At 50.6% G+C, this 23,796-nt stretch carries 20 protein-coding genes; 15 read left to right on the forward strand and 5 right to left on the reverse strand.

The window, feature by feature from the left end; translation table 11 throughout:
- Positions 1-342: 342 nt before the first annotated feature.
- A complete protein-coding gene (locus tag ACYVK4_RS08165) occupies positions 343-1,476 on the forward strand; it encodes a DUF3500 domain-containing protein (protein WP_461126999.1) in 1,134 nt (377 codons plus the stop codon).
- Positions 1,477-1,488: 12 nt separating this feature from the next.
- Entirely contained in the window at positions 1,489-2,838 is a 1,350-nt protein-coding gene (locus ACYVK4_RS08170; RefSeq protein ID WP_461127000.1) for a HupE/UreJ family protein, read from the forward strand.
- 47 nt (positions 2,839-2,885) lie between these two features.
- Here ACYVK4_RS08170 and ACYVK4_RS08175 read toward each other — a convergent pair whose 3' ends face one another.
- A complete protein-coding gene (locus tag ACYVK4_RS08175) occupies positions 2,886-3,689 on the reverse strand; it encodes an alpha/beta fold hydrolase (RefSeq protein WP_461127001.1) in 804 nt (267 codons plus the stop codon).
- Between the two features lie 183 nt (positions 3,690-3,872).
- Between ACYVK4_RS08175 and ACYVK4_RS08180 the strand changes: the two genes are divergently transcribed.
- The 3 genes from ACYVK4_RS08180 (at position 3,873) to ACYVK4_RS08190 (ending at position 6,701) form a co-directional block, all read left to right on the forward strand.
- Positions 3,873-5,537 (forward strand): MFS transporter, encoded by a 1,665-nt coding sequence (locus ACYVK4_RS08180; RefSeq protein WP_461127002.1) that lies wholly within the window; start codon positions 3,873-3,875, stop codon positions 5,535-5,537.
- A gap of 63 nt (positions 5,538-5,600) precedes the next feature.
- The gene (locus ACYVK4_RS08185; protein WP_461127003.1) at positions 5,601-6,167 is read left to right on the forward strand and encodes an antibiotic biosynthesis monooxygenase; all 567 of its coding nucleotides are present in this window, start codon (positions 5,601-5,603) and stop codon (positions 6,165-6,167) included.
- Between the two features lie 54 nt (positions 6,168-6,221).
- Positions 6,222-6,701 (forward strand): ankyrin repeat domain-containing protein, encoded by a 480-nt coding sequence (locus ACYVK4_RS08190; RefSeq protein WP_461127004.1) that lies wholly within the window; start codon positions 6,222-6,224, stop codon positions 6,699-6,701.
- Positions 6,702-6,829: 128 nt separating this feature from the next.
- On the opposite strand, the gene ACYVK4_RS08195 is transcribed toward ACYVK4_RS08190, so the two are convergent.
- Entirely contained in the window at positions 6,830-7,369 is a 540-nt protein-coding gene (locus ACYVK4_RS08195) for a hypothetical protein (protein ID WP_461127005.1), read from the reverse strand.
- 731 nt (positions 7,370-8,100) lie between these two features.
- On the opposite strand from ACYVK4_RS08195, the gene ACYVK4_RS08200 reads away from it, so the two are divergent.
- A complete protein-coding gene (locus ACYVK4_RS08200; RefSeq protein WP_461127006.1) occupies positions 8,101-11,229 on the forward strand; it encodes a carbohydrate-binding protein in 3,129 nt (1,042 codons plus the stop codon).
- Positions 11,230-11,508: 279 nt separating this feature from the next.
- Complete coding sequence (locus ACYVK4_RS08205; RefSeq protein WP_461127007.1) at positions 11,509-11,907, forward strand: response regulator; 399 nt, start codon at positions 11,509-11,511, stop codon at positions 11,905-11,907.
- Between the two features lie 59 nt (positions 11,908-11,966).
- Here the strand turns inward: ACYVK4_RS08205 and ACYVK4_RS08210 are convergent, their stop codons facing one another.
- Entirely contained in the window at positions 11,967-12,848 is an 882-nt protein-coding gene (locus tag ACYVK4_RS08210; RefSeq protein ID WP_461127008.1) for an SIR2 family protein, read from the reverse strand.
- A gap of 673 nt (positions 12,849-13,521) precedes the next feature.
- Between ACYVK4_RS08210 and ACYVK4_RS08215 the strand changes: the two genes are divergently transcribed.
- On the forward strand, positions 13,522-14,181 hold the full coding sequence (locus ACYVK4_RS08215) for a TetR/AcrR family transcriptional regulator (RefSeq protein WP_461127009.1): 660 nt from the start codon (positions 13,522-13,524) through the stop codon (positions 14,179-14,181).
- A 206-nt stretch (positions 14,182-14,387) separates the two neighbouring features.
- On the opposite strand, the gene ACYVK4_RS08220 is transcribed toward ACYVK4_RS08215, so the two are convergent.
- Positions 14,388-14,699, reverse strand: a complete 312-nt coding sequence (locus ACYVK4_RS08220; protein ID WP_461127010.1) for a hypothetical protein — start codon at positions 14,697-14,699, stop codon at positions 14,388-14,390.
- 402 nt (positions 14,700-15,101) lie between these two features.
- Between ACYVK4_RS08220 and ACYVK4_RS08225 the strand changes: the two genes are divergently transcribed.
- Both ACYVK4_RS08225 and ACYVK4_RS08230 read left to right on the forward strand, forming a co-directional pair.
- Complete coding sequence (locus ACYVK4_RS08225) at positions 15,102-15,743, forward strand: response regulator (protein WP_461127011.1); 642 nt, start codon at positions 15,102-15,104, stop codon at positions 15,741-15,743.
- Positions 15,744-15,776: 33 nt separating this feature from the next.
- Entirely contained in the window at positions 15,777-16,127 is a 351-nt protein-coding gene (locus ACYVK4_RS08230) for a hypothetical protein (protein ID WP_461127012.1), read from the forward strand.
- A gap of 30 nt (positions 16,128-16,157) precedes the next feature.
- On the opposite strand, the gene ACYVK4_RS08235 is transcribed toward ACYVK4_RS08230, so the two are convergent.
- Entirely contained in the window at positions 16,158-18,152 is a 1,995-nt protein-coding gene (locus ACYVK4_RS08235; protein WP_461127013.1) for a tetratricopeptide repeat-containing sensor histidine kinase, read from the reverse strand.
- Positions 18,153-18,441: 289 nt separating this feature from the next.
- Here ACYVK4_RS08235 and ACYVK4_RS08240 point away from each other — a divergent pair, with 289 nt between their 5' ends.
- From ACYVK4_RS08240 to ACYVK4_RS08260, 5 genes are all read left to right on the forward strand, one after another.
- Positions 18,442-18,792, forward strand: a complete 351-nt coding sequence (locus ACYVK4_RS08240; RefSeq protein ID WP_461127014.1) for a hypothetical protein — start codon at positions 18,442-18,444, stop codon at positions 18,790-18,792.
- A 6-nt stretch (positions 18,793-18,798) separates the two neighbouring features.
- A complete protein-coding gene (locus ACYVK4_RS08245; RefSeq protein WP_461127015.1) occupies positions 18,799-20,196 on the forward strand; it encodes a Dyp-type peroxidase in 1,398 nt (465 codons plus the stop codon).
- A gap of 12 nt (positions 20,197-20,208) precedes the next feature.
- On the forward strand, positions 20,209-21,534 hold the full coding sequence (locus ACYVK4_RS08250) for a hypothetical protein (RefSeq protein WP_461127016.1): 1,326 nt from the start codon (positions 20,209-20,211) through the stop codon (positions 21,532-21,534).
- A gap of 208 nt (positions 21,535-21,742) precedes the next feature.
- Positions 21,743-22,726 (forward strand): Brp/Blh family beta-carotene 15,15'-dioxygenase, encoded by a 984-nt coding sequence (locus ACYVK4_RS08255; protein WP_461127017.1) that lies wholly within the window; start codon positions 21,743-21,745, stop codon positions 22,724-22,726.
- A gap of 190 nt (positions 22,727-22,916) precedes the next feature.
- Positions 22,917-23,675 carry a bacteriorhodopsin-like gene (locus tag ACYVK4_RS08260; protein WP_461127018.1) on the forward strand — a complete coding sequence of 253 codons (759 nt, stop codon included), beginning with the start codon at positions 22,917-22,919 and terminating at the stop codon, positions 23,673-23,675.
- The last annotated feature ends 121 nt before the right edge of the window (positions 23,676-23,796 follow it).

The raw sequence follows: 23,796 nt of genomic DNA on the forward strand, positions 1-23,796 counted from the left end.
TTCCTCACGGGTACGATTACGGCAACCTCCACGCCATCGGAACGCGGTGTTAACCCCAGACTTTTCCTGATTCACCACAATTTCAGGCCAATTACCCCTGAACGAATTGAGTTAACCACTCTTTTTCCTGCGTCCACTTTCTTCAGGCGACCTTTGTACTGTCGGGGGAGACGGGTTGGAGCAGTGAGTTGACGCCCTATACACATCACTTAACCGCTTGTTCGCCACAGCTTTTCAGCTCTTTACCCCAACCGCCTACCAGGTGTGCAACGGTTAGGACCGATTTCAAGTAGTCAATTAGTAAACAACCAGTCGCTGAACAGACACGAATCAGCCTACATTATGAAAAAAAATAAGCTTACCATCTTCCTGCTCGTCTTACTGGGAATCTGCAGTCTGTTCGAAGCCTGCAAATCAACGGATGTTGATACCAGCACAACAACGGGCTCCACCACGGGTTCCGTGACGGGCAACTCCAGTTCGATCACGACCGCACTGTCGACCACTGCCACCACCACGAGCTGTGGCTCAACGGGCGTAGCTCAGATTGTCTGCCTGTCCGAAGCGTTCAAAGCTACGCTCAGCAGCACCCAGGTATCGACCCTGCAGTTGACCTACACCAAAGCCAATGCCCAGAAATGGTCCAATCTGCCCGCAGGAATGTCGGCTCGCCTTGGTATCAACCTGGGTTCACTCAATGACACGCAGCTGGCAGCTTTCCGCAATCTGATGGTCGCCGTGATGGCACTGCGTACCACCGACGAAGGATATGATGAAATGATCGGCAACCTGGTCGCCGACGATTACCTTAATACGATTGGTGGAGGTGCCACGTACGGTGCGAGTAATTATTACATTTCGTTTTTAGGCACACCCAGTACCAGCAGCCTGTGGGCGATTCTGTTCACGGGGCACCACTACACGCAGCCATTCACCTTCAATGGTGGGGTAAGTACAGGAGTCACACCCGCTTTTCGGGGCACCGAGCCCCAGGCGGCTGTTACGGCGGGGGGGCGGACGTATGCCGCCTTCGAGCAGGAGCGGGTGGCCTTTGCCAGTCTGCTAACGGGCCTGAGCACAACCGAACAAACGACGGCAAAACTGTCGGGTAGCTACAATGATCTTGTGCTGGGGCCGGGTCAGGATGGTAAATTTCCGGCTACCAAATCGGGTTTGCAGGTGGGTAGCCTGAGCAGCGACAAGCAGGCGCTGGTGCTGAATGCCATCAAACTCTATGTCAATGATCTGGATGCGGGTCTGGCCGCTTCGGTACTTACCAAATATACATCAGAGCTGGCCAACACCTATATTGCTTATTCGGGTACGACGGCGATGAGTTCGCAGGGTGATTATGTTCGCATTGACGGACCGGGCGTATGGATCGAGTTTTCGTACCAGGGTGGTGTCATCATTCGTAACACTCCTCACTCCCACTCCGTCTGGCGCGACCATACAACCGACTACGGCGGCAACTAAGCCCCTACAAAAATGATAGGAATGTCTTTTCGGGTACACAAATCAGGATTTTTCAACAGCCGTCTGTCCGGATGGCTGTTGATGTTTATCGTTCTTATAACAGCAGGCCAGCCGAAACGGGCACTCGCCCACCCCATGCCGAATTCGGTGGTGCAGCTTACCGTCCACGCCAACCGCATCGACGCCGAACTGCAGATTCCCCTTATCGAATTACAGTCGGCCTGGGGGCATGCCGTAAACGATTCGTCGACGGGACTGGTGGCCCGACTGGGACCTCAGCTGCGGGCATACCTCAACGCGCATATCCGCCCCAAAAGTCCGGACGGGCGTTTCTGGACGGTATCGGTTGGGGAGCTGGCCGTTCACGAAAGCCAGAATCCGATTAATGGCGTGTACCGCGAGTTAACGGCACAGGTACGGATGATTCCTCCGGCGGGCAACGATGTGCGCCAGTTCATGTTCTACTACGATGTGGTGCTGCACCAGGTGATGACCCACACCATTCTGGTATCAGTCCGTCAGGACTGGGAACGCGGACAATTGGCCGAAGCCGAACCCATACAGGTCGGTACGATCAGCCTCGACATTGTCAACAACCGGATCTTGCCGTTGGCGGTCAACATGGCATCGGGAAGCCGTTGGACGGGCTTTAGGGCGATGATCAAACTCGGCACGCAGCATATTGCCGAAGGGACAGATCACTTGCTGTTTCTGCTCGTACTGCTGCTGCCCGCTCCTCTGCTGGTAGCCGGGCAACGCTGGGGGCAGTTTGGCGGGGTTCGGTACAGTGCCAAGCGGCTGCTGCTGATCGTTACGGCTTTTACGGTGGGCCATTCCATTACACTGCTGCTGGGATCATTGGCGGCCCGGCATCCCGATTGGGGCCGGTTGCCATCGCAGCCCGTAGAAGTGCTCATCGCTATCTCCATTCTGGTGTCAGCCGTTCATGCGCTGCGTCCTGTTTTTCCGGGCCGCGAGGCCTGGGTGGCGGCCGGTTTCGGGCTCATTCACGGGCTGGCATTTGCCAGTACGCTGGCCAACCTGCAACTCGACGCGGGCCCCATGGCGCTGAGCATTCTGGGCTTCAATGTAGGTATCGAGCTGATGCAGTTGTTCATCATTTTGCTGGTGGTTCCCTGGCTGATGCTGCTGAGCCGCACCCCGATCTATCCCATCGTCCGGCAAACGGGGGCCTTACTGGCGGGCCTTGCCGCCCTCGCCTGGATTGTTGAGCGCGTTTCCGGCCAGGGCAACAGCCTGACCAGGGGCATCGAAGACGTCGTTGGCTACGCCCCCTACGCACTAATCGGGTTAGCCCTGCTATCGCTGTATCTCACCTGGCGTAGAAGGCAGCTGCAATAGACCGCTTCGTGGACCTGCCAGCGGGTAAAACCACCAACGGAATGGGGTCATTTAGCCTTGAAGAACTCATCTACCTTCCGGTTAAACTCGTCGGCATGATCGATCAGGGTAGCATGACCGCTGTTGGGCAATATCCAGAGCCAGGCATTGGGCAGATTACGGGCAATGGCTACTGTGTGCTCCGTCACGATGATATCGCGGTCGCCCGCCACAATCAGGGCCCGGGCTTTGATCGAGCCAAGCGCAGCAAGCGGAACGTTGGGCTGCAGCACATCTAGCGCAAACACCTTCCAATCGTTTTTTTCTTTAGGCGTAGTGAATACCTTATCCTTGTTGTCGGCGTAGGCTTTCTGCATTTGCTTCCACAACGAAGGCACGATCGCCGTAGAGTCGGGGGAGAAGTTGGCCCCGGTCGACACCAATTTCTTCACTTTCTCCGGATGCCGCAGGGCAAGTAAAATGGCGTTGATGCCACCGTCGCTCCAGCCGAGGACGTAGGCGGAGTCGATGCGCAGGCTGGTTAACAGAGCCGCAAAGTCATCGGCCATCATCTCAAAGCTCAGCGAGTCACCGGGGTCGATCGACTTGCCGTGAGCGCGGCTATCGACCGCAATCACTTTGTACTGCCTGGCGAAATAAGGAATGTTTTTATTGAACTTGCTGATGTCTCCACCGTTGCCATGAATCATCAGGAGGGGTTTTCCCTGTCCGTAGACTTCATAATAAAGCCTGACACCTCTTACCAGCTGATATTTTCCCCGGGCGGGATTATTACCATAGGGAACGCCCTGTCCCGAACTGGTCAGGCCATAGATAAAGAGCACAAACAATAGCCAGGCTGACTTGATCATCGTTTTTTAACGGTAATATACGCCCGTTACCCGAATTAGCCCTTCTGTCAGGCTGGCTAATTGTGTGTACCGCCCAGCACCGCAGTTGCCGCGGTAGCCTGCTCCCTCCGCTACAACCTGCCCGTGAACCGGCAACAAAGACCCTGACGAGCGGGTTAGTAAAGCAGCACAGCCCCTGCCAGCATGAATACACCGTTGCCTTCAGCCCCACCAGCTGCCGTTCCTGTTTCGACCTGGGAACCCCTTCGCCAGAGTCTGTTTCGAAGTATCTGGATCGCAGCTCTGATTTCTAACCTGGGCACCTGGATGCAGAATGTAGCGGGCGTCTGGCTGGTAACGACCCTGTCTACCTCGGCAACGCTGGTGGCCCTGATGCAGACCGCAACCAGCCTGCCCGTTTTCCTGCTCAGCGTACCTGCCGGAGCCCTGGCCGACATTGTTGACCGGCGGAGGCTGCTGCTCATGACCCAAACATTTATGGCCGTGATAGCCCTCATACTGGGAGTCACTACCCTAACAGGCCTGATTACCGCCCCGCTGGTTGTCGGCTTTACGTTTGTGCTGGGCATCGGCTCGGCGCTGAATGGCCCGGCCTGGCAAACGGTAACGCCCGAAGTGGTGCCCCGCCGACTGTTAACGGCAGCGGTAACGCTCAATAGCGTGAGTGTTAACCTGGCCAGAGCCGTTGGCCCGGCGCTGGGTGGGGTCATTATCGCGTACTACTCACCCGGTTATCTCTTTATTCTCAACGGCTTATCCTTTCTTATCACACTTCGGGCGCTCTGGCAATGGCGTCGGGAGACGGTCGTCAGCAATGTACCCGTCGAAGATTTTTTCAGCGCCCTGCGGGCGGGCCTGCGCTATGTGCGGTACTCGCCTTCTTTATACGTCATTCTGATTCGCGCTTTTGCCTTCACGTTTGGAGCCAGTGCCATGTGGGCGTTGCTGTCGCTGGTCATTGCCCGGCAGTTGCACCTCGAAGCCGGTACATATGGGCTCATGCTCTCCTGCATCGGCGCAGGAGCCGTAACGGGTGCCCTGTTGCAGAGCCGTGTTGGCCAGTGGCTTAGCCCCAACCGGCGAATTATCGTTTCCGGACTGATTTTTTGTCTGGTCAATGTCTCCCTGGCCACCCTGACGTCGGTGGTACTGCTCTCCGGAGTTATGTTTCTGGCCGGCCTGGCCTGGCTACTCGTTCTGACCAGCTTCAATGCATCCGTCCAGCTCCAGTTACCCAAATGGGTGCAGGCGCGGGCTTTAAGCGTGTACATGCTGGTTTTTCAGGGCGGCATGGCGCTGGGAAGTTTAGTATGGGGAGCTATTGGCGACGAGTTCGGGCTACCGGTTGCCCTTTTTGGAGCGGCTGGCTGGTTACTGATTAGTATGCTGCTGGGTATCCCGTTTCCTATCCGACCTACAGAATCACTCAACTTGAGCCCCGCTGGCGGATGGGGCGACCCGGATGTGCATACCCCGGTTCAGTTTAAGAACGGCCCCGTGGTCGTTATGATCGAATACCACATCGAACCCGCCGACCGGGCCGCCTTTTACGCGGCTATCAAACCGCTTCAGCAACTTCGGCTGCGGGATGGTGCCTCCCGGATTGGTATTTTTACGGATGTCGCCCTACCCGAGCGGCAGGTTGAGTTTTTCACCGTACCTACCTGGGGCGAACATTTACGGCAGCACGCCCGCTTTACGCTTTCGGATCAGGTCCTCGAAGCGCGGGTGCGTCAGTTTCATACGGGCCCCGAACGACCCAAAATAACCCACTTTGTGTCTTCTGTGGTTGATGAGTCGCCCATGAGCGAGGTAACCAACTTCGATAACCTGGTGGAACAACCGTAATCTCGCGGCTTTATCCTACTTTTAAATGTATAAATAATCGCCAGTCAAAAAGGAATTTTTGCTATGCCAGCCGGTATCCCGATCGAATTAGATAGTGCTGTGACGACGATCATTCTGCAGCGCCCTTATAAAAATCAGGTTCACGCGTATGAGAACTGGTTGAAGGAGATGGTACCCTTGGCGCAGCGATCGGCGGGGCACCGGGGGGTGAACGTGATCAGACCGCACAGCCCTGGCGAAGCGTACACGATTGTCCTGCATTTTGCTTCTGAATCGACGCTGCACGCGTGGCTGGAGTCGGACACGCGCCGGCAGATGATCGAGAACGTGCGGCCTTTTCTCGACACCGACGAAAAGATCGACATTCAGACAGGGCTTGAGTTCTGGTTCACGCCACCGGAAACCAAGAAAGCGGCCCCTCCCTACAAACAATTCCTGATAACGTGGTCGGCAATTTTTCCGCTCTCCATACTGATACCCTGGCTGCTTTCGCCCCTCTTGTCGGCACTTCCCTTTTTATCGGCGTCATTGATCAAGCCATTGCTGGTCAGTTGCCTGATTGTCGGGCTCATGACGTTTGTGATCATGCCCCGCTATGTCCGGCTGGTGGCCAGGTGGTTATACAGCTAGCGTCTCCCATTAATGTATCACCTCTTCACGAACACATAAACTACCAAATCCATCATGACTGCGTTAATGAATGCCATCAATAAGAATAACCTTCCGCTCGTTCAGGAACTCATTCAAAATGGTGCCGATGTGAATGAGCTGGATGCCAACCAAGATGCCCCACTGGTGATTGCGGCTTACAAAGGCTATGCCCAAATTGTCAGATTATTGCTGGAAGCAGGCGCTGATGTGACGGCTGTTGATCCGGGCATGAAGGCTACGGCGTTACACGCGGCAGCTTACGCCGGCCGAACGGAAGCCGCCAAACTCCTGATCGAATACAATATCGACATCAACAAGCAGGGGCCTTACAACGGCTACACCGCTTTACACGACGCCATCTGGCAGGATAACGTTGACATGGTGAAGTTACTGTTAGCCGCTAATGCGGACCTGACCCTCCTGTCGAACGATGGCAAATCGGCACTGGATTTTGCTAAAGCCAGAAATCGCCGGGAAATTGTGGCCCTGCTTCAACAAAAATCACAAAGCTAGCAACGGCGGTTTCCGGACTTACCAGCCAACGTGAATCATGGGCGCCATACCCTTTTCCATCGGCTCAGTGCCCTGGGTGCGCAGCCATTATTCACGTTATCTACTTTTTTTTGACGTCTGACCCGCCGTTAGACCAACTCTTCAACGGACGCCTGTAGCTGATGCAGGTGTTGACGCAGGTTCTCATCCCGAATTTGTGCCTTTGCCAGCAGCTGTTCATACCGATCAACCAGACTTTCGTAGCGTTGGTCTAGTCGGGCCTGGATCGATGTACGGTAAGGCCGCTCCTGTACCCGCCGACGATTAGACTCCGTCGTTTTGAGGGCCAGTGTCAGTCGGCTGGTATAATCCTGATGTGCGGCAAGTTGTTGATTGAGCTGCCCCATACACCACTGGTAATGCGCCAACCAGTTCTGCGAAGGTTGTCCCAATACGTGTTGCCATTCGCGCTCCAGCTGCCGAATAGAGCCAGACAATGGAGCCCCATCAAAGGCCTCCGTAGGCAGTGGCAAACAGTGCCCTTTATCGATCAATTTGGCCTCAATTAGCTGAGTCCCCTCGCCCGAAAGCTCACTCAAAAAATCAAATGTTTGTTCCAGACTGAGCAGCCAGCAGGAAAAGACCCGAAGTCCCTTTTCGGGGTCAATTGTCTTCAGTTGAAGAAGCATTCGTTATCCGTTACGGTAGTACCAATTCTTAGTATAGCTGTAAAAATACTCATTATTTAAATGATAAATCATGAATGTATTCATTTAACCATCTTTTAACCCATTTCACTGCACCCGTACTTATCCTCAAAAGCCACCGCAAGCCAAGACGATTAAACCGATTATGGATTGACAAACAGGCCATAAACGCGAAACACACCAACAAGCATAAGGAGTCCAAAACTTATTGTTTACGATTACTTCTATTAATATATACATGACGCGTACGGTTACACGCCAGGCTACATTAACCAATATATAGCCTACTATCCTACTAGAAAGAATAGGAAACTCTCTCCCCAACCAGTACCATTTTTTCAGGACAGCATTTTCAAATGTTTATTAAATGGTATAACTTGCTATCTTTCAGCAATAACTTTATCCAATGAATCATCTTTTTTCTGGCAAGTTTAACAGGACTGCACTTGGTTTTATCCACCAAAATCAGGTAGGCATTTCACTATCAGTCAATTGGGAGACGCCCATTAAACAACATCATCTATTAACCGGCTAAATAAGAACCGAGGTCATTATACCCCTGGTACAAGCCTTATCTTGAAAGTAATAGTACTCTAAAGCGATTTGTGCTTACTAAGAATATGCTTTATAAATATTTCACATATTCTTAATTAACTATCACACCCGCGTTTTCCGTAACTGATCAATTAGCAACGTAACTGTCACCTTACTTCATGAATCTTGTCTCTTTTTACACAGCCGTAACTTTACTATTTGTCAATCCAGATTCACCCGTAGATGGCTCCCGAAGGGCCGCTCAAACACACAAAACCCATTCTTCCTTAAACGTAAACGTAGACCGGCCTGGTTGGCCAAACGGGCCTTTCGCCATTGCCCCGCCCCAGGCAACTGGCTCGGTGCTGGCTACTTATATGGCGTTGCCGGGCCGGGTAGAAGCGGAAAACTTTGCAGCCATGCAGGGCGTAGGCACCCAGACGACTACCGACACCGGGGGCGGGCTCAATGTAGGCTGGATTGATGATAACGACTGGATGGACTATACCGTCAGCGTTGCCACTGCCGGACAGTATAGCTTTAGCTTTCGGGTTGCCAACGGCTATGGCGATGGTCGGATTGAATTGCGCAGCAGCTCCGGAACAGCTCTGCTGGGTATCGATGTGCCCCGAACCGGCGGCTTCCAGTCGTGGCAAACCATTACGGCTACGGCTACCCTGCCCGCGGGCAACCAGACCCTACGCGTATATGCTATCCGTGGCCTCTGGAACTTTAACCGTATGGATGTTACCAGTGTATCGCAGACGGCCAGCCCATCGACCATCACCTTTGGAACCTTAGCCGACCTGCCCGTCAGTACAACGCCATTTACGTTGCAAGCCAGCAGCACCAATTCAGCCACTCCCATTACATTTAGCTCATCCAACCCGGCTATCGTTTCGGTTTCCAATGCCACTGGTATATGGAAAGCCACCGCTGTAGCCCCCGGCTCGGCCGTCATTACAGCTTCTCAGGCAGGTAATGGCACCTATCTGGCAGCTCCGTCCGTTGCCCGAACGCAGGTTGTCCTGGCCCCTGCCACCCAGACAACCGCCCGGAAGATTCCTATTGAGGGTGCTCGCTGGTACCAACTCAATAACGTCAGCAACGGGCTGGAAGGCCTGTTCGATGGTAGAACCGACGCGACCGTCAAAACCGGATGGAGCAAAATACTAACCAACTTCGACGCGTATTATCCGCTGGCCAGGGGCGAGTCCATGACCATCGAGAGCATCCGACTATTTAGCGGTCAGGGCTATCCGGCCGATACGCCCATGACACTCTCCATTATTACCGATCAATGGCAGCGCATCACGATTGGCAGCTACGTGGGCGGGCAGTATAACACCTGGATGGGGCCTTACCCAAGTCGGCAACCCGCTGGCGACGCCCGCTTCAAGCTGGATAACCCGATTGCCAACGCCCGGTATTTGGTCATTAATACGAGTTCGGTGTATCCGAATGAGATTGAGTTCTACGGCAGCTACACGGCAGGGGCTCAAACGACTCCCGTGCCGGCAAAATCTGTTCAACTGAAGAACATGTTTGGTGTCAATGCCTTCGAATGGAACTTCGAACACCCCAGCACGCCAACAAAAATTGACGAAAGCCGATGGGAAGCCGCCAAATATTTTACGGCGGTGCGGCATTATATGGACTGGCAAAAGCTGGAATTGACCGAAGGCAGCTACACCTATAACCCGTGCTATAGCGGGGGCTGGAACTACGATGCCATCTATGAGCGCTGCAAGGCCGAGGGCAAGGTGGTGCTGGCCTGCCTGAAAACCATGCCCGACTGGATGATCAGCACTTATCCGGATGCCGAGAAAGACACAGAAAATGTGCCTGTACGCTATGGAAAAGACTTTACCAGACCCGAATCCTACATAGAGCAGGCCCGTATCGCGTTTCAGTATGCCGCCCGTTACGGCAGCAATCGGAATGTAGACCCAACCTTACTCAGCGTCAACTCGAAACCTCGCTGGACCAATGATCCCCCCAATACGGTTAAAATCGGCCTGGACCTGATCAAATACATCGAATGCGACAACGAACGGGATAAGTGGTGGAAAGGCCGAAAAGCGTACCAGACCGGCCGGGAGTACGCAGCCAATATGTCGGCTTTTTACGATGGGCACAAAAACACCATGGGCCGCGGAGTGGGTATTAAAAACGCCGACCCCAATATGGTGGTCGTGATGGGTGGCCTGGGGTATTCGACCATGGGGTCGGATTATGTGGCGGGTATGATCGACTGGTGCAAACAGTTCCGAGGCTACAAGGCAGACGGAAAGGTAAATCTATGCTGGGATGTGATCAATTACCACATCTATCCCGACAACGGCACATCGAGCCAGAGCAGCACCGACACACGGGGCGTAGCGCCTGAAATTAGTGTAGCATCGACCACAGCGCGAAAATTCCTGAAAATCGCCCACGATGCGGCCTATGACATGCCCGTCTGGATCACCGAAACCGGCTATGACATCAATCAGAGTAGCCCCTTACGAGCCATTCCGATCGGGACGAAAACCGCCCAGCAAACTCAGGCCGACTGGATTTTGCGGGCTTCGCTGCTGTATGCCCGCCTGGGAATCGACAAACTGTTTTTCTACCAGATGTACTCCACCGACCCAACCAGTACGAAACGATTCGGGTCGCAGGGGCTGATCAACCCCGACCGAACGCCCACTCTGGCAGCCACGTTTTTGTATCAGACCAACAAGCTGCTGGGTGAGTACCGCTATAAGCAAACCCTCAACGCCGACCCCATTGTGGACCGCTACGAACTGAATGGCCAGTCGGCCTATGTGCTGGTGGTTCCCGATGAGAAAGGCCGAACGGCCAGCTACACCCTTTCGCTGGGGAGCAATGTGCTGTCGGCTCAGATTTACACACTTAAAGCCGGCAGTACCGACATGGCCGTACAATCGCGATCGACCACGAACGGCAACCTGACTCTGACGGTCAGCGAAACACCCCTTTTTGTGATTCCCGGCACGGGAAGCGGTCGACCCGCGGAACCCGTTACCGATGACGCCGACCACTCGCTGGCAACGTTGCAACTGTACCCTAACCCGGCGGTCGATGACGTGTCGATTTCACTGACCAATGCCAGTATGGAAAACGTAGAGGTGATCATTCACGATACCAATCAGGGCCGGGTACATCAGCAGCACAGCCTGCCGAAGACCAGCACGTCTTTTGTTCAGAAACTCTCCATCGACCGGCTGCCCTTTGGCCTCTACATGCTGGAAGTAAAACAGGGGCAAAACACCAGCTACCGTAAGCTCATAAAGGTGCAGTGATCAACCGGTTCGAACCCATAGTACATGGCTAGATCATTGGTTTATCGGTTTCCCGGTAACGACAGACTATAATTATTGTCCTGCAGAGGCCCGAAACCGATTCGGCAGGCGACTCGGTTTCGGGCCCTTACCAAAGTGGGTTAGGATCTCGGCAGGACAAGTAATAATCACAGGAAATACACCAATTATTTTTAATCCATTTTACATATACCAGGGTTTATTCGCGCGGGAAATAGGCTTATCTTTACCGGTCTACAAATCTATATATACCCTATCTACATGGTACCTGGCCCGGCTATTTGGGTGGTTGATGACGATACTGACGATCAATTCCTGCTGGAGATCGCCTTTAAAGGCCTTAATCCGCCCATTCTGGTTAAGCAACTTTACGACGGAGATCAATTGCTGCCTGAGCTTGAAGCCGCTCCGGTACTGCCCCAACTCGTCCTGCTGGATTTGAACATGAGCCGGAAGAATGGCTTCGACACGCTGCGGGAACTGCGCGGTTTACCCAAATACAAGGAATTGCCCATCATTGTACTGACCACCTCCAGCCTGACCAGGGATAAAGAAGAGTCTTATCGATTGGGGGCCGACGGTTTTTTGACCAAGCCGCTCACCAACGACGACACCGTGAGTATGTTAAAACTGCTGGCGATGGAATGGCTTGAGAATTAACCGGACGAGGAACGTATTATACTACACTCAGTTTCCTCAGAGCGAATGGCCTGGGTTAGTTACCGGCTGCTTTGCTCGACCCGATCAAGAACGTGGTTGTAATAACGTACCTTATCAGAGCCGGATAAGGTATCGATTACCGTTACCCCATTGGCTTGCAAGAGGTCAATTTTTTCTTTGGCGCTATCGCGGTACTCCTTCGGAATGAAGTAATAAATCTCATTCGTAATGGTCGTTTTTTTCCTGTAGAACAGTTGTCTGGCCCGGTAGGTCAACAGCCACCATAAATCTGTCTCAACAAAATCGAGCGACAGCCCCAGGATATAAACATCAGCCGTAAAAAACAGATCGATCCAGGAAAGACCGATCTGCTCATTGGTTTCCAGACGTTTTATAAGGGGCAGCTTAGTTACCTTTTCATTCGCGTAGGCCGTTCCGGTTACGACGTAATTTCTGATTTGCTGCAACTGCCCGCCATAATGTTCGAAGCCCAGACATATGCTGTTCGGAATTCTGCAGTCGCCGTGAATATGCCAGTATCGCCGGGAGCCAAGTTTGTAATGCCTGAAAATACTGTAGATCTTTTCGTCAATCAGGGCGCTATTCCGGCCGGGCAACTGACTTTCCAGCGTAAACTCATAGTTGGTTGTCATGATATCGTTTGTGGCAAAGTCACGAATCCGCTGGTGAATTTGATTCGCTTCGATATCAGAGACTTTTTTAGCGATCAGACTTTTCAGGTCCCTTTCCGGGCGATGGGTATTCCTGAGGGATTTCAGGAAGATCTCTTCGTAAAGCAGAGGAAAGGGTTTGTTTTCGACATTAGTCACCAGTTTTTGCGCCTGGCAAAACTTGATAATCTCCGTCAGCAAATCTTTCCAGCTGTTATTCGGCAGGATATTATTGATGTCATTTCCAACAAGTAACGCTTTGGGCTGCATAGCTCAGGCCGGGCTGATTGATGTATCAAGTTGTAAAGAAAACAGATATGATCGAATAGGTTTGACACCTCCTGGCTTTTCCCAAAACGTCGGGCTGTACGGCTAACTCTACCAATTTAGTTCCAGAAACCTCGGCCGGTGAAACATACCCATAGGCACGTTAATAAAATTTACTTATTTATTTTTTAATAAACTTTATGTTACCATTTTTTCGTTTTAAATTGTATCGAAATAGCTGTGAAGACAATAGCTATTCTCTACCAACCGAAGAGTAAGTGTTTGTGCATGAGGGAGGGAGAATGTCTTGTTGGCTGCACAGTTGCAGCCGAATAAGGGGTTAGTGTAGTTTGTTGATGAAGAGTAGTCCACTCAAGGCCGGGGCACTGCTTCGGCCTTTGTTTTTACTCAGGACACAATAGCTCCCATAAACAGCATATACACTTTTTTAGATATAGAATACCAATAAGATTTAAAAAGCCGTAGGATAAAAACAAACACCAGCGCAGTCATTTATGTATTGTTATATATAAAAACATTTTGTTATATTTATATTAATATCGTTAATAAAAGCTAAGTACACCGAATACAGCATCTATAAGTGGGTAACCCACGATCGTATTACCGCTACTTTTAAAAACAGATTTACTCACAAATTGAAAAATTAACTTTAACAATGAAACACAACCGTACTGATACAACAGAGCGTATTCTGGACGCTCTTGAGCAGCAACTAGCTGAACAGGGTTTGGATGGCCTTAGCATAACTCACATTGCACAGAGGGCCAACGTAAGCAAGGTGCTTATTTATCAGTATTTCGGTAACCTGGAAGGCCTCATGACGCACTATGTGAAGACGGGTCGTTTAATTCCTCAATTTCCGGAAAACTGGCTAAAACAGATCCAGCCAAGTCGGGTGGAAGAATTAGGACCCATCTGGTCATGCAATGCCTTACGCGTCTTTCGTAAATTACGGGCTTCCCGATCAGCCAGGGAGGTTCTTAAAGCGACGGTTAAAGAGCACGACTCCATGGCCGATTCGATCAGCAAGGCACTGGATAGCGAACTAACGAAACTGGTTGATCAGCTTTCGTTTGTTAAGGGTGGCGATTACCAGGCCATTTCGGCCGTATTGCTCGGAGGTTTATCGTACCTGACGATACAATCGCAACAGGACCGGACCGTCGTTGGCCTCGATATGCGCAGCGAAGCCGACTGGCTACGCATTGAAGGAGCGGTTAAGGTGATGTATCAGGCCCTGACCCGACTGGCCAGCGAATCACCCGCATCCATGCTGGCCCTTAAAAAAGAGCGCGCCCTGGTCAGTACCTGGTAATCAACGGGGTCAGCTTTTTGAAAACAACTCATTCAAACAAAAAATCACTTACGGCTTCGTTTCGTATGCCGTTGGTCTGCCAATAAAGTTGGATTAATTGCCATGTTTTTTATAGGGTATATTAGTAAAAAAGGCGACAGAGTTCGCCTTTTTTCTTTGCTGACCTATACAGATATATCTATGGAACTAACCCAACCCCAACCCGTTTAGGGCTTACCATGCGCTTTCCGCAGACTGTCGACATAGGTCTCGGGGTGCGTTTTGCCCAGCAGTTCATACCCCTGATCGATCAACTCCTGATAGGTAAAATCCTCACTGGCTACCTGATGGCTGGCATTGTCGGCCACGGCCAGGCGGCAAAGTTCGTGGTTGATGGAATCATTTTTAGGGCTCGACCCAACCCGTATGTCGTACCACATGGTTTGGCTACGGTACTTTTTTTCCAGCGGGCCACTGCCACAACCCAGTGCCGCCAACAGGAGCATCGGTGTCACGAGTCGATTGAACAAATTTCTCATGGCAGCAAATTACAATTTACTGCCTGATTCATCAACATCCGGACAGCGCACCAACGGGGTAAAAACACGGCCGGTCTGGTGTATGTCCGTTCGGCGTAGAGAAGCAAGCAGGCCGCTGCCTGTAGAAATATCCTTAAATCATAGGATACAAAATCATGAGAATCGGGGATGGATAAGTGGTGGTAAAGGTCGGACCTTTATGACATGTTTCTATCCACACCATTAATGTCTGGCCCACTCCATAAAGTCGAACGGTAAAGGACTTTATGGCGTGGGCCTTTGACTGTCAGCCGACTGAAAAGCCAGTTGTCTTTTAATAATACCAGACGGATATACAACCGATCGATAAAAAATAAGTAGCTTACCCTGATCCCATTATTCTTAGTGTATGAATTCCCTGTTATGCGTATTCTCGTAGCCGAAGATCATCGGATTCTGCTGGATAGTATTGCCATGCTCCTGGCGAGTATAGACGGCATTGAGGTCGTTTCGAAACACACTAACGGCCAACAGGTATTGACCGCCCTAGAGATCGAACCCGATATCAGTCTGGTCGTGTCGGATGTACAAATGCCGATTATGGGGGGTATTGAGCTAACCATTCAGCTGCGGCAGCGTTTTCCGCACGTTAAAATCTGTTTGTTAACGGTGGCCGACCAACCCGAAGCCATCAAAGAAGCCATCCGTGCCGGAGCCGATGGGTATGTCCTGAAAAGTGCGGAGCGATCCGAACTGGAATCGGCCTTATCGGCGATCAGTAAAGGCAACAAGTTTTACAGCGAACAGGTAATGCTCCAGCTGGCCAATGAAGCAGGTATTGAAGTGACCCCCGACCTCGATAAACCCCAGAAGATAACCATTACCAAGCGGGAGCTGGATGTACTGAAGCTGATTGCCCAGGAATACTCGGGTACGCAGATCGCCGAAAAGCTATTCATCAGTTCCACCACGGTAGAAACGCACCGCAAACACCTGATGCAGAAACTGGGCGTTCAGAGCACCATTGGTCTGGTCAAGTATGCCATTAAATTTAACCTCGTCTAAACAAATTCGTTCACATCTAACTCTATTCTGCCAATGGAAACCCAACTCCCTGAAGACCTTCGATACGTGTATGTAGAAAGTAAACTAGACATTAGAATAGATGATACGGGAAGGATTACGTTTGTTCTTATTGATGCGGACGGCAAGCCAATTAACCCGGACCTACCTTTCGTTTTCAGCCACATACCCAATAGTTCGAATGTGAAGTCAATCCGGCTTTTAAATGCCGAGCTGTATGCCGCTTTCACCAAAGAGTCGTTTTTGACCCATCAGGACACCCTATTGAAAATTGACCCTACGCTCACAAGCTGGGACAAGGCCGAGTTGCCCAACCCCGAAACCATGCCGGAAATGAATCCGATTGGCCCCCCGCATACGAATTAATGTAAGTGGGTCGCAGGTATCCCAGGGCCATTAGTCGATGGCTACGTTCCCGTCGAAACGCACCGTTTCGACGGGAATTTTTATGAGTATCCGGGTGCCTCTTTCGGTAGGCATCACCGCGTTGAACGTGCCGCCCAGCGACGCCAGACGAGCCTCAATATTTTGCAGGCCAATGCCTCGTTTGCTGTGCTGCTGATTCATACCAATGCCATCGTCCGTAACGGATAGGTTAATGCCCAGGTCCGTTCGGAGCAGGCTGATCCCGACGGTGGTTGCCTGCGCGTGTTTGATGGCATTGTTGATCAATTCCAGCACAATGCTGTACACATTGAATTCAATTTCTACCGGCAGCCGGTGGTGGAGGCCCGTAATAGTGAGAGTAAACGCCAGGGGTGAGCTTTGGTTCAGGCGGCCTACCAGCGTGGTGAGGGTTGTCGACAGCCCTTCCTGCTCCAGTTCGGCCGGAAGAATATTATGGGATATATTTCGTACTTCCGAATAGGCATTCTGAATGAGCTGTTTCACGTTTCGGTAAACAGATTGCTCTGACTCCGACAGGTTTTTGGGATTAATGGCCTGTATGCTCATATTCACGGCACTCAGCAGGCTACTCAGGTTGTCGTGCAGTTCGATCGCCACGCGTTTTCGTTCAATCGTCTGTCCTTTAAACTGGGCTTTTTTTATTTCTTCATTTTTCTGAACCAGCTCCTGATTTGCCTTAACCAATTCTTCAGTACGCTTTTCTACGCGGGCTTCCAGGGTTTTATTGATGTCGGCGAGTTGAGTCCGGGCCAGTTCGAGCAGGGTTCGCTGGTGGTCGATCTCCTGATTTTTGATCTTCAACCGGCGGTTGTTCCAGAAGAGTAATGCCGCCACCAGCAGTATAGCCATGATGGCCAGGAACAGTACATTTCGGGTTTGTGCCAGTGCCTGACTCCGGTTTGTTTCGGCCAGAAGTTTTAAGTTCTGCCTCTGCAACGCATTTGTTTTTTGTACATTTTCATATTCGGTCTGTAGCGCGTCGATCCGCTGCTGCGTCTTTTCTTTCGACAAACTATCTCTCAGCAGCACAAAGTCTTCGTAGGCCCGCAGAGCTTTTTGAGGCTGATTGGTATTTTTGAAAATGGTGTAGAGTTTTTCTTCCGACTCTGCAACAATACTGCTGTTTTTTACCGACAGAGCCGTTTGTTTTGCCAGTTGGCAGGCTGTCAGCGCCAGTGCCCAATTCCGCTGCAGAATGTACAGGCTGGTGGTGTTCAGCAGAATACTGCCTTCCAGATCGACGCTCCCCATCTTATGGGCCAGCGCCAGTGCTTTCGTATAATAGTCGAGGGCTTTTCGGGTATCACCCATTTCCTTATATACCCAGCCAATGGCGTGCAGCCCCTGCGCTTCATACCAGGGCCGCTTTTCCCGCCGGGCCAGCTGGTACATTTCATTGTTGATCTTCAGGGCTTCGGTAAACCGTTTCTGTTCCCGGTAAACCGCGCCCAGCACGTTCAGAATAGCCAGCTGCGTATAAGGGTCCGGATGGCTCTGGAGAATAGACAGTCCCTGCTGGCATAATTGTATGGCTTTTGTGTAGTTCCTGAGACTGTTGTAGGCATGGGCCAGTTCACTATGAGCCTGCGCCATTCGGGTGTAGAGCTTCAGTTTTTCCGCCAGTACCAGCGCCTTGTAGTTAAACTGGATACTCTGGTAATGGTCCCCTTTTACCTGATAAAGGTAGCCTGCATAGAGATAGGCGTAAACAAGTTCGGGTTGTAACCGGCGACTTACGCAGTGCCCGATCGTTAGCGTATTGTAGTGGACCGAGGAGTCGATATTCTTATTCGAATACGACTGCATGAGGGATTTTAGTGTACGATAGCGAAGGGTGTCCTTTGTATAACCGTCTGGTTGTTTATCCAGATTGATCAACGCCCGCTTCAGGCTGTCAATTGGGAGTACTTGTCCGGTCGACAACGTAGTCATCAGGGACAAAATCGGCACAAACAGACACAAAAAACGTACGTACTTTTTCATATGAATGTGGACTTTAGGCAAACTTACACAGTCTGTTCAGATTTCCCAACCAGCCCCCCGATATAGTTCATCATTGACAATATCCCCTAATTACAGGATACAAAATCATCATAATCAGTGATTTGCAAAAGAAGATGGGGTACCGACCTTTGAGGTGTTCGATTGCGCGTTCAGAACAACAAAAAGTTTATTGGCTTTCCGTTTCTTCTCACACTCATACCACCCGTTATGTGCATATTCTTAAGCTCCGGCCTTACTGCATAATTCACTCTACCAAGCAACTATTCCGATGATGTCCACTGAACGTATCCTGCTCAATCTGATTTTATGTGGATTACTCGGCCTGATCGGGCAGGGTATCCGTGTTGTTATTGGCCTCAAGAAACTTAAAGAAGAGGCCACCGCAGAAGCCGTCGAAAACACGGCGACCAGCGCCAAAAGCATTTACAATAGCCAGTTCGACGGGCGGCAGCTTTGGGTATCGCTGTTGATCGGATTTATTGCCGGCTGCCTGGCGAGTTTTGGCCACGATGATACTGCTGACTTCAGCCGGGAAGCCCGACTGGCCATTGTAGCGGCTGGCTATGCCGGCACTGATTTTATCGAAGGTTTATTCAAGAAAATTTTACCCTCTACTTAGCTGACTATGACTGTTCTACTCGATCCCCACTCTCTGTCCAATCGCCCTTTGCTCGACGGTATTCAGGGCAACATCCTGAAATCGCATGGCCGCCCCCATACCGCCAACATCTTTATTCACTGCCGCCCCAACCATAGGAAAGAAGCCAAAACCTGGCTGCACAGTCTGGTAGAAGGGGAAGACGCGCTCATTAAGTCGGGCTACGCACAACTACGAAGTAACCTGCTTTATAAAGATAATCCTGCCGTGGACACCGGCCTTTTTGCCTGCATCCATATCAGTGCCGCCGGTTACCAGTATTTGTTTGATATCAGCATACCTACACAATTTCAGGATAAGGCGTTTCAAAAGGGTATGAAAGCTCGAACAACTCTGCTTAAAGACCCCAAACCCAAAGAGTGGCAAACTGGCTTTCAGTCCGACATCCATTTTATGCTTCTGCTGGCCTATACCGATGAAGACACACTGAAAACCTCGGTAGACAATGTTAACCGGGCTATTCAATCCTTTGCCGATGTTACCACCATTGCGTGGGGAAATGCGCTTAAAAACGACGAAGGTGCGGGTATTGAACACTTCGGTTATGTAGATGGCATATCGCAGCCGCTGTTCTTCACCGATGAATGGAAGACGTACAAAAAAGATAATAATATAGAGGATGAAGCTGACATACAGTTCGACCCTCGTGCGAAAAAAGAATTGGTGTTGGTACAGGACCCGTTCATGGGCGACCCAAACGCGCTGGGCAGCTACTTCGTTTTCCGCAAACTGGAGCAGAATGTGAAAGGCTTCAAATTAGCAGAAGCCAATCTGGCGGGTGAGCTGGGCTTTACGGATGACGATAACAAAGAGCGAGCCGGAGCCATGCTCGTGGGTCGGGCCGAAGATGGCAGCCCTATTGAACTTGATGCGCACCCGGAGTTAATCAATAGTGCCCTGCTCAACAACTTTACCTACAAGGCAAATGACAACACCCGGTGCCCGTTTCATGGCCATATTCGTAAAACGAACCCCCGTATCGGCCCCGTCACAGAAGGTGTTCAGGTGGAGAATAACCGGATTATGGCCCGGCGGGGCATTCCGTATGGCAAACGAACCGATGGCCCTAACGACGGGAATATCTATAACAAACCCACTGAAAAAGTAGGACTACTCTTCATGAGTTACCAGGCCAGTATCGAAAAACAATTCGAGTTTGTTCAGGCCCACGCCAACGGCCAGACAGATGGTATAGATCCGGTTATCGGGCAGGGGGACCGGACCGTCAAAGGAACATTCTGTCCTGTGTGGGGATCAGCTGGTAGCCCAAAAACAGCCTCGTTCGACCAGTTTGTCCACCTGAAAGGGGGCGAGTACTTCTTTGCACCCAGCATGCGTTTTCTAAAAGATATTCACACAATTTAACGAGCCACATCCATGAGGTATTTACTTGTTTTCCTGCTCCTGGGAGCGGGCCAGGGTCTCTATGCCCAAACCAACAGGGTCACCTACGACTGGCAATCCAGAACATATGCTTCCTCCTCCAATACCTGCCTTCCGGCAGGTACCCTGGTCACCTACGAGCTCATCAATGTCAACACCTTCGCTCAAAAAGTTCGGATAGATGGCCAGGTCGTTATGGTAACAACGGATATGCCTGCCGAATTTATTACCCTTTTCCGCATCAAGACCGATACGGAAAAGAAACTGGATAACACACAGGATCAGGTAGATAAAATGGAGGAAGTATTGAAAGATGCGACCCAGAATCCGGTTTCAAAGGCTGTTTCAACCCTTGTCGACTCGTGTGAGTTGTATTATGAGGAAGCGGAAAAGATCAAGCAAGTACTGGATTTACAGGAACAGTTGCTCAGTACTATGGCCAACAAACGTTTTTATAATGCAGTCCAGATGCGCGCTGAATTGAAACGGGTTGGTATTGACTCCTTATCAATTGTGGCCTTAGGCTCTAATTTCCAAGCCTTTATAGAGGCCTACAGAAAAGTATATTCTCAATACGGAGAAGCAGCCCTTGTTGCTCACAAGGCGAACGATAAGGAAAGTGAAGCTAAAATTGAAAGTGCTAAGAATCAGGTTGCCAAGGATTACATGGCCCTTAGAGATCTCTATCAGCGAACCATCAAAAAAATTGACGGTCTGTACGGCAATGCGGTTGATCCCCTGAACTATAAGGTTGAGTCGAATCCTATAAAAATTGCCAGCAATGTAGATGAATTACTATTTACCATTCATGTTGGCGACGACACATTTCTGGATGCGATCTACGTGAAAAAGAGCTGGAAAATTGACTACAGTGTTGGGCTGGTGGCTAAATACATTTCCAATGAAAACTACTTCTTCGATCCGAATCAAACGCTTCGACAGTACGACAAAGCTGGATTTTTCAGCACCATCACTCCGGGTATTGCTCCTATGCTTCATTTGCATCGCCGGACCTGTAACGATATAAGCTGGGGAGGCATGTTTGGGATCAATGCTGATTTTAAAGAGATAACAGATATCAATCTGGGCTTCCTCGTTGGTGGTTTCGTTATGGCAGGGATAGGGCAAACGCAGAAAGCGATCATTTCGGGAGGTCTGAGCTACTCCAACGTTAATCGCCTGAAGGCGGGTGAATACAGCGTTGGCACCGTTTACAAAGACGTAAAAATCGAGAACGTTACCGAACGGGTTTTGCGCCCCTCCTTTTTCCTCTCCATTTCGCTGGCAATTCCCAAGCGGGAAGTGAAGAAAATCGAATAGTCGAACTACGTCTATCCTGCTAACTGGCAGATGAGTAACGAGTAGGTGAATTTTGTTGTCCGGCCCGTATTTTAACGGGCCGGATTTTGGCATATACATTTGTCCAGCTTATCCTATTTATTAAACAAATTTTATATTTTTTATAATTTTCAGAACTCATACTTTGTGTTGACGGTTAATCTGTCCGTACCTATATACGTTCGGAGCCATGATAACCAGCACATTAAAGCGGCTAGGACAATCCATTGAGCGAACGCCTACCTACCTGACTATACTGGCCGGAACGCTGCTGGTCAGTTATGAGCACTGGATAGGACCATTATCCGTAACGGCTCAGCTGATCTTTTGCGGCAGCTTATTACTTGTAGTGGGTATTCCGCACGGTGCGCTCGACCACCTCATTGAAGAAGAGCGCATCAGTCAGCAGGCAAAGCCGTTTTCGCTGGCCCGCTTTCTGGCTAAGTACATCGTTATGATCGTGCTCTATGGGCTGGCCTGGCTGTTTTTTCCCGTCTTGTGTCTGTGTATCTTTTTGCTGATCTCAGCCTGGCATTTCGGCGAAACTGACCTTGAACATGCGCCGGACGATATCTATTGGTCATTCACCCGGTTAATAGCGGGGGGCTTTGTTCTGGGCTTTATTTTACTCGCTCACGCAACAGAAGTGACGCCCATCCTGGCTCGAATTGTACAGGATGACCCGAAAACCATGACGCTTTGGGCTATCGCGGTAAACAAAAGCGGAGCGTTACTACGCGGGTGGGCCACACTAGGTATCGTGCTCACCATGTTATCGTTGGGCCATCGGCCAACGCTCATTAATGGCTGGCGACTGGTCCGGTTGGGCACGGTCCTGTTACTGACCTATTCGTTGCCTTTATTACCGGCGTTCATGCTTTATTTTGGTGGCTGGCATTCGCTCAGTTCGTTCGGCCTTATTCAGTCTTATCTACACCGCTCGGCTCATCCGGCCCGATCGATCTGGAAACTCTGGCAACAGTCAATCCCGTTTACAGTCCTAGCTTTCGGGTTTTTACTGGCGGGTGCGGGCATCTGGAACCGCTACATGCCGTATTTCGATCCCCTCCCCTATCTGTTTATTCTCCTGTCGACCATTACATTGCCCCATATTCAGGTTATGCGCCAGTTGAACCTGCCCGCTAAACGCCTAGCTATCAAAAAATTAAATTAGCAAAAAGTAGCTCCACTGCGTTTTATCCGAGCTTTTCCTGACGTCATTCCACCTTTGGAACGCTCCGAAAATATTTATTTTGTTTAAAGTTTTTTTATAAACCTTAAACAATATACATTTGAGCCGTTGTATAATTCTCCGTACAACTTGTATCATTTCTTTACACCCATTCATCACAAACTTTACCATTATGCTTAACCAGATCAGTTCAATTCTGCTGGAGGTACTTCAGCCAGGTGACGTAATTGGGTTTACGTTCTTCACAGGTTACATGTCTATGTTTGCGGCATCTGTGTTCTTTTTCATGGAACGCAGTGAGGTCGATGGTAAGTGGAGAACATCGCTGCTTATTTCAGGGCTAATCACCATGATTGCGGCTGTGCACTATTTTTACATGCGGGGCGTTTGGCTCGAAACCAAGACGTCGCCTACGGAATTTCGCTACATTGACTGGACGCTTACAGTACCCCTGATGTGCGTCGAGTTCTATTTGCTCATCAAGCCTTACGGTGGTAAAACCTCCACGCTTTGGCGCTTAGTGGGTTACTCTGTCTTTATGCTGGTAACGGGCTACATCGGGGAGTCTATCGATCCTGCCCGGACAATCATCTGGGGTGCCATTTCGACGCTGGGTTACATTGGCATTGTGTATGAAGCCACAATGGGCAGTGTGAAGCAGGTAGCTGACCAATCGCCAAACCCCGAAGTAGCGAAAGCCGTTCGGTTGCTGCGCAACTTCGTTCTGATTGGCTGGGGTATCTACCCAATTGGCTATATGGCCATGCCCGGTGGCTTGCTAGGCAATATGGGGCTCAATCTGGACTTGATCTACAACATCGGTGATGCCGTGAACAAGATCGGTTTTGGGTTAGTCGTATATGGGGCAGCGGTAGCCTCTACCAAAAACGAACTGCGCGGCAAAACCAAGTTCGAAGTCGCCGATCTTTAATACCTCCTTCATCAACAAACAAAAGTTCATTCTTCATCAACATACAAGCGGCCCCCTTCCAAAAGAAGGCGGGCCGTTTGTGTGTTGATGACTTCTATTCGGGCTTGTTGCGCGTTGGTGA

It is taken from the genome of Spirosoma aerophilum (assembly GCF_054782495.1).

Coding starts and splice junctions, on each gene's coding strand:
- ACYVK4_RS08165 (WP_461126999.1), top strand. CDS start 343: ATGAAAAAAAATAAGCTTACCATCTTCCTGCTCGTCTTACTGGGAATC.
- ACYVK4_RS08170 (WP_461127000.1), top strand. CDS start 1,489: ATGATAGGAATGTCTTTTCGGGTACACAAATCAGGATTTTTCAACAGC.
- ACYVK4_RS08175 (WP_461127001.1), bottom strand. CDS start 3,689: ATGATCAAGTCAGCCTGGCTATTGTTTGTGCTCTTTATCTATGGCCTG.
- ACYVK4_RS08180 (WP_461127002.1), top strand. CDS start 3,873: ATGAATACACCGTTGCCTTCAGCCCCACCAGCTGCCGTTCCTGTTTCG.
- ACYVK4_RS08185 (WP_461127003.1), top strand. CDS start 5,601: ATGCCAGCCGGTATCCCGATCGAATTAGATAGTGCTGTGACGACGATC.
- ACYVK4_RS08190 (WP_461127004.1), top strand. CDS start 6,222: ATGACTGCGTTAATGAATGCCATCAATAAGAATAACCTTCCGCTCGTT.
- ACYVK4_RS08195 (WP_461127005.1), bottom strand. CDS start 7,369: ATGCTTCTTCAACTGAAGACAATTGACCCCGAAAAGGGACTTCGGGTC.
- ACYVK4_RS08200 (WP_461127006.1), top strand. CDS start 8,101: ATGAATCTTGTCTCTTTTTACACAGCCGTAACTTTACTATTTGTCAAT.
- ACYVK4_RS08205 (WP_461127007.1), top strand. CDS start 11,509: ATGGTACCTGGCCCGGCTATTTGGGTGGTTGATGACGATACTGACGAT.
- ACYVK4_RS08210 (WP_461127008.1), bottom strand. CDS start 12,848: ATGCAGCCCAAAGCGTTACTTGTTGGAAATGACATCAATAATATCCTG.
- ACYVK4_RS08215 (WP_461127009.1), top strand. CDS start 13,522: ATGAAACACAACCGTACTGATACAACAGAGCGTATTCTGGACGCTCTT.
- ACYVK4_RS08220 (WP_461127010.1), bottom strand. CDS start 14,699: ATGAGAAATTTGTTCAATCGACTCGTGACACCGATGCTCCTGTTGGCG.
- ACYVK4_RS08225 (WP_461127011.1), top strand. CDS start 15,102: ATGCGTATTCTCGTAGCCGAAGATCATCGGATTCTGCTGGATAGTATT.
- ACYVK4_RS08230 (WP_461127012.1), top strand. CDS start 15,777: ATGGAAACCCAACTCCCTGAAGACCTTCGATACGTGTATGTAGAAAGT.
- ACYVK4_RS08235 (WP_461127013.1), bottom strand. CDS start 18,152: ATGAAAAAGTACGTACGTTTTTTGTGTCTGTTTGTGCCGATTTTGTCC.
- ACYVK4_RS08240 (WP_461127014.1), top strand. CDS start 18,442: ATGATGTCCACTGAACGTATCCTGCTCAATCTGATTTTATGTGGATTA.
- ACYVK4_RS08245 (WP_461127015.1), top strand. CDS start 18,799: ATGACTGTTCTACTCGATCCCCACTCTCTGTCCAATCGCCCTTTGCTC.
- ACYVK4_RS08250 (WP_461127016.1), top strand. CDS start 20,209: ATGAGGTATTTACTTGTTTTCCTGCTCCTGGGAGCGGGCCAGGGTCTC.
- ACYVK4_RS08255 (WP_461127017.1), top strand. CDS start 21,743: ATGATAACCAGCACATTAAAGCGGCTAGGACAATCCATTGAGCGAACG.
- ACYVK4_RS08260 (WP_461127018.1), top strand. CDS start 22,917: ATGCTTAACCAGATCAGTTCAATTCTGCTGGAGGTACTTCAGCCAGGT.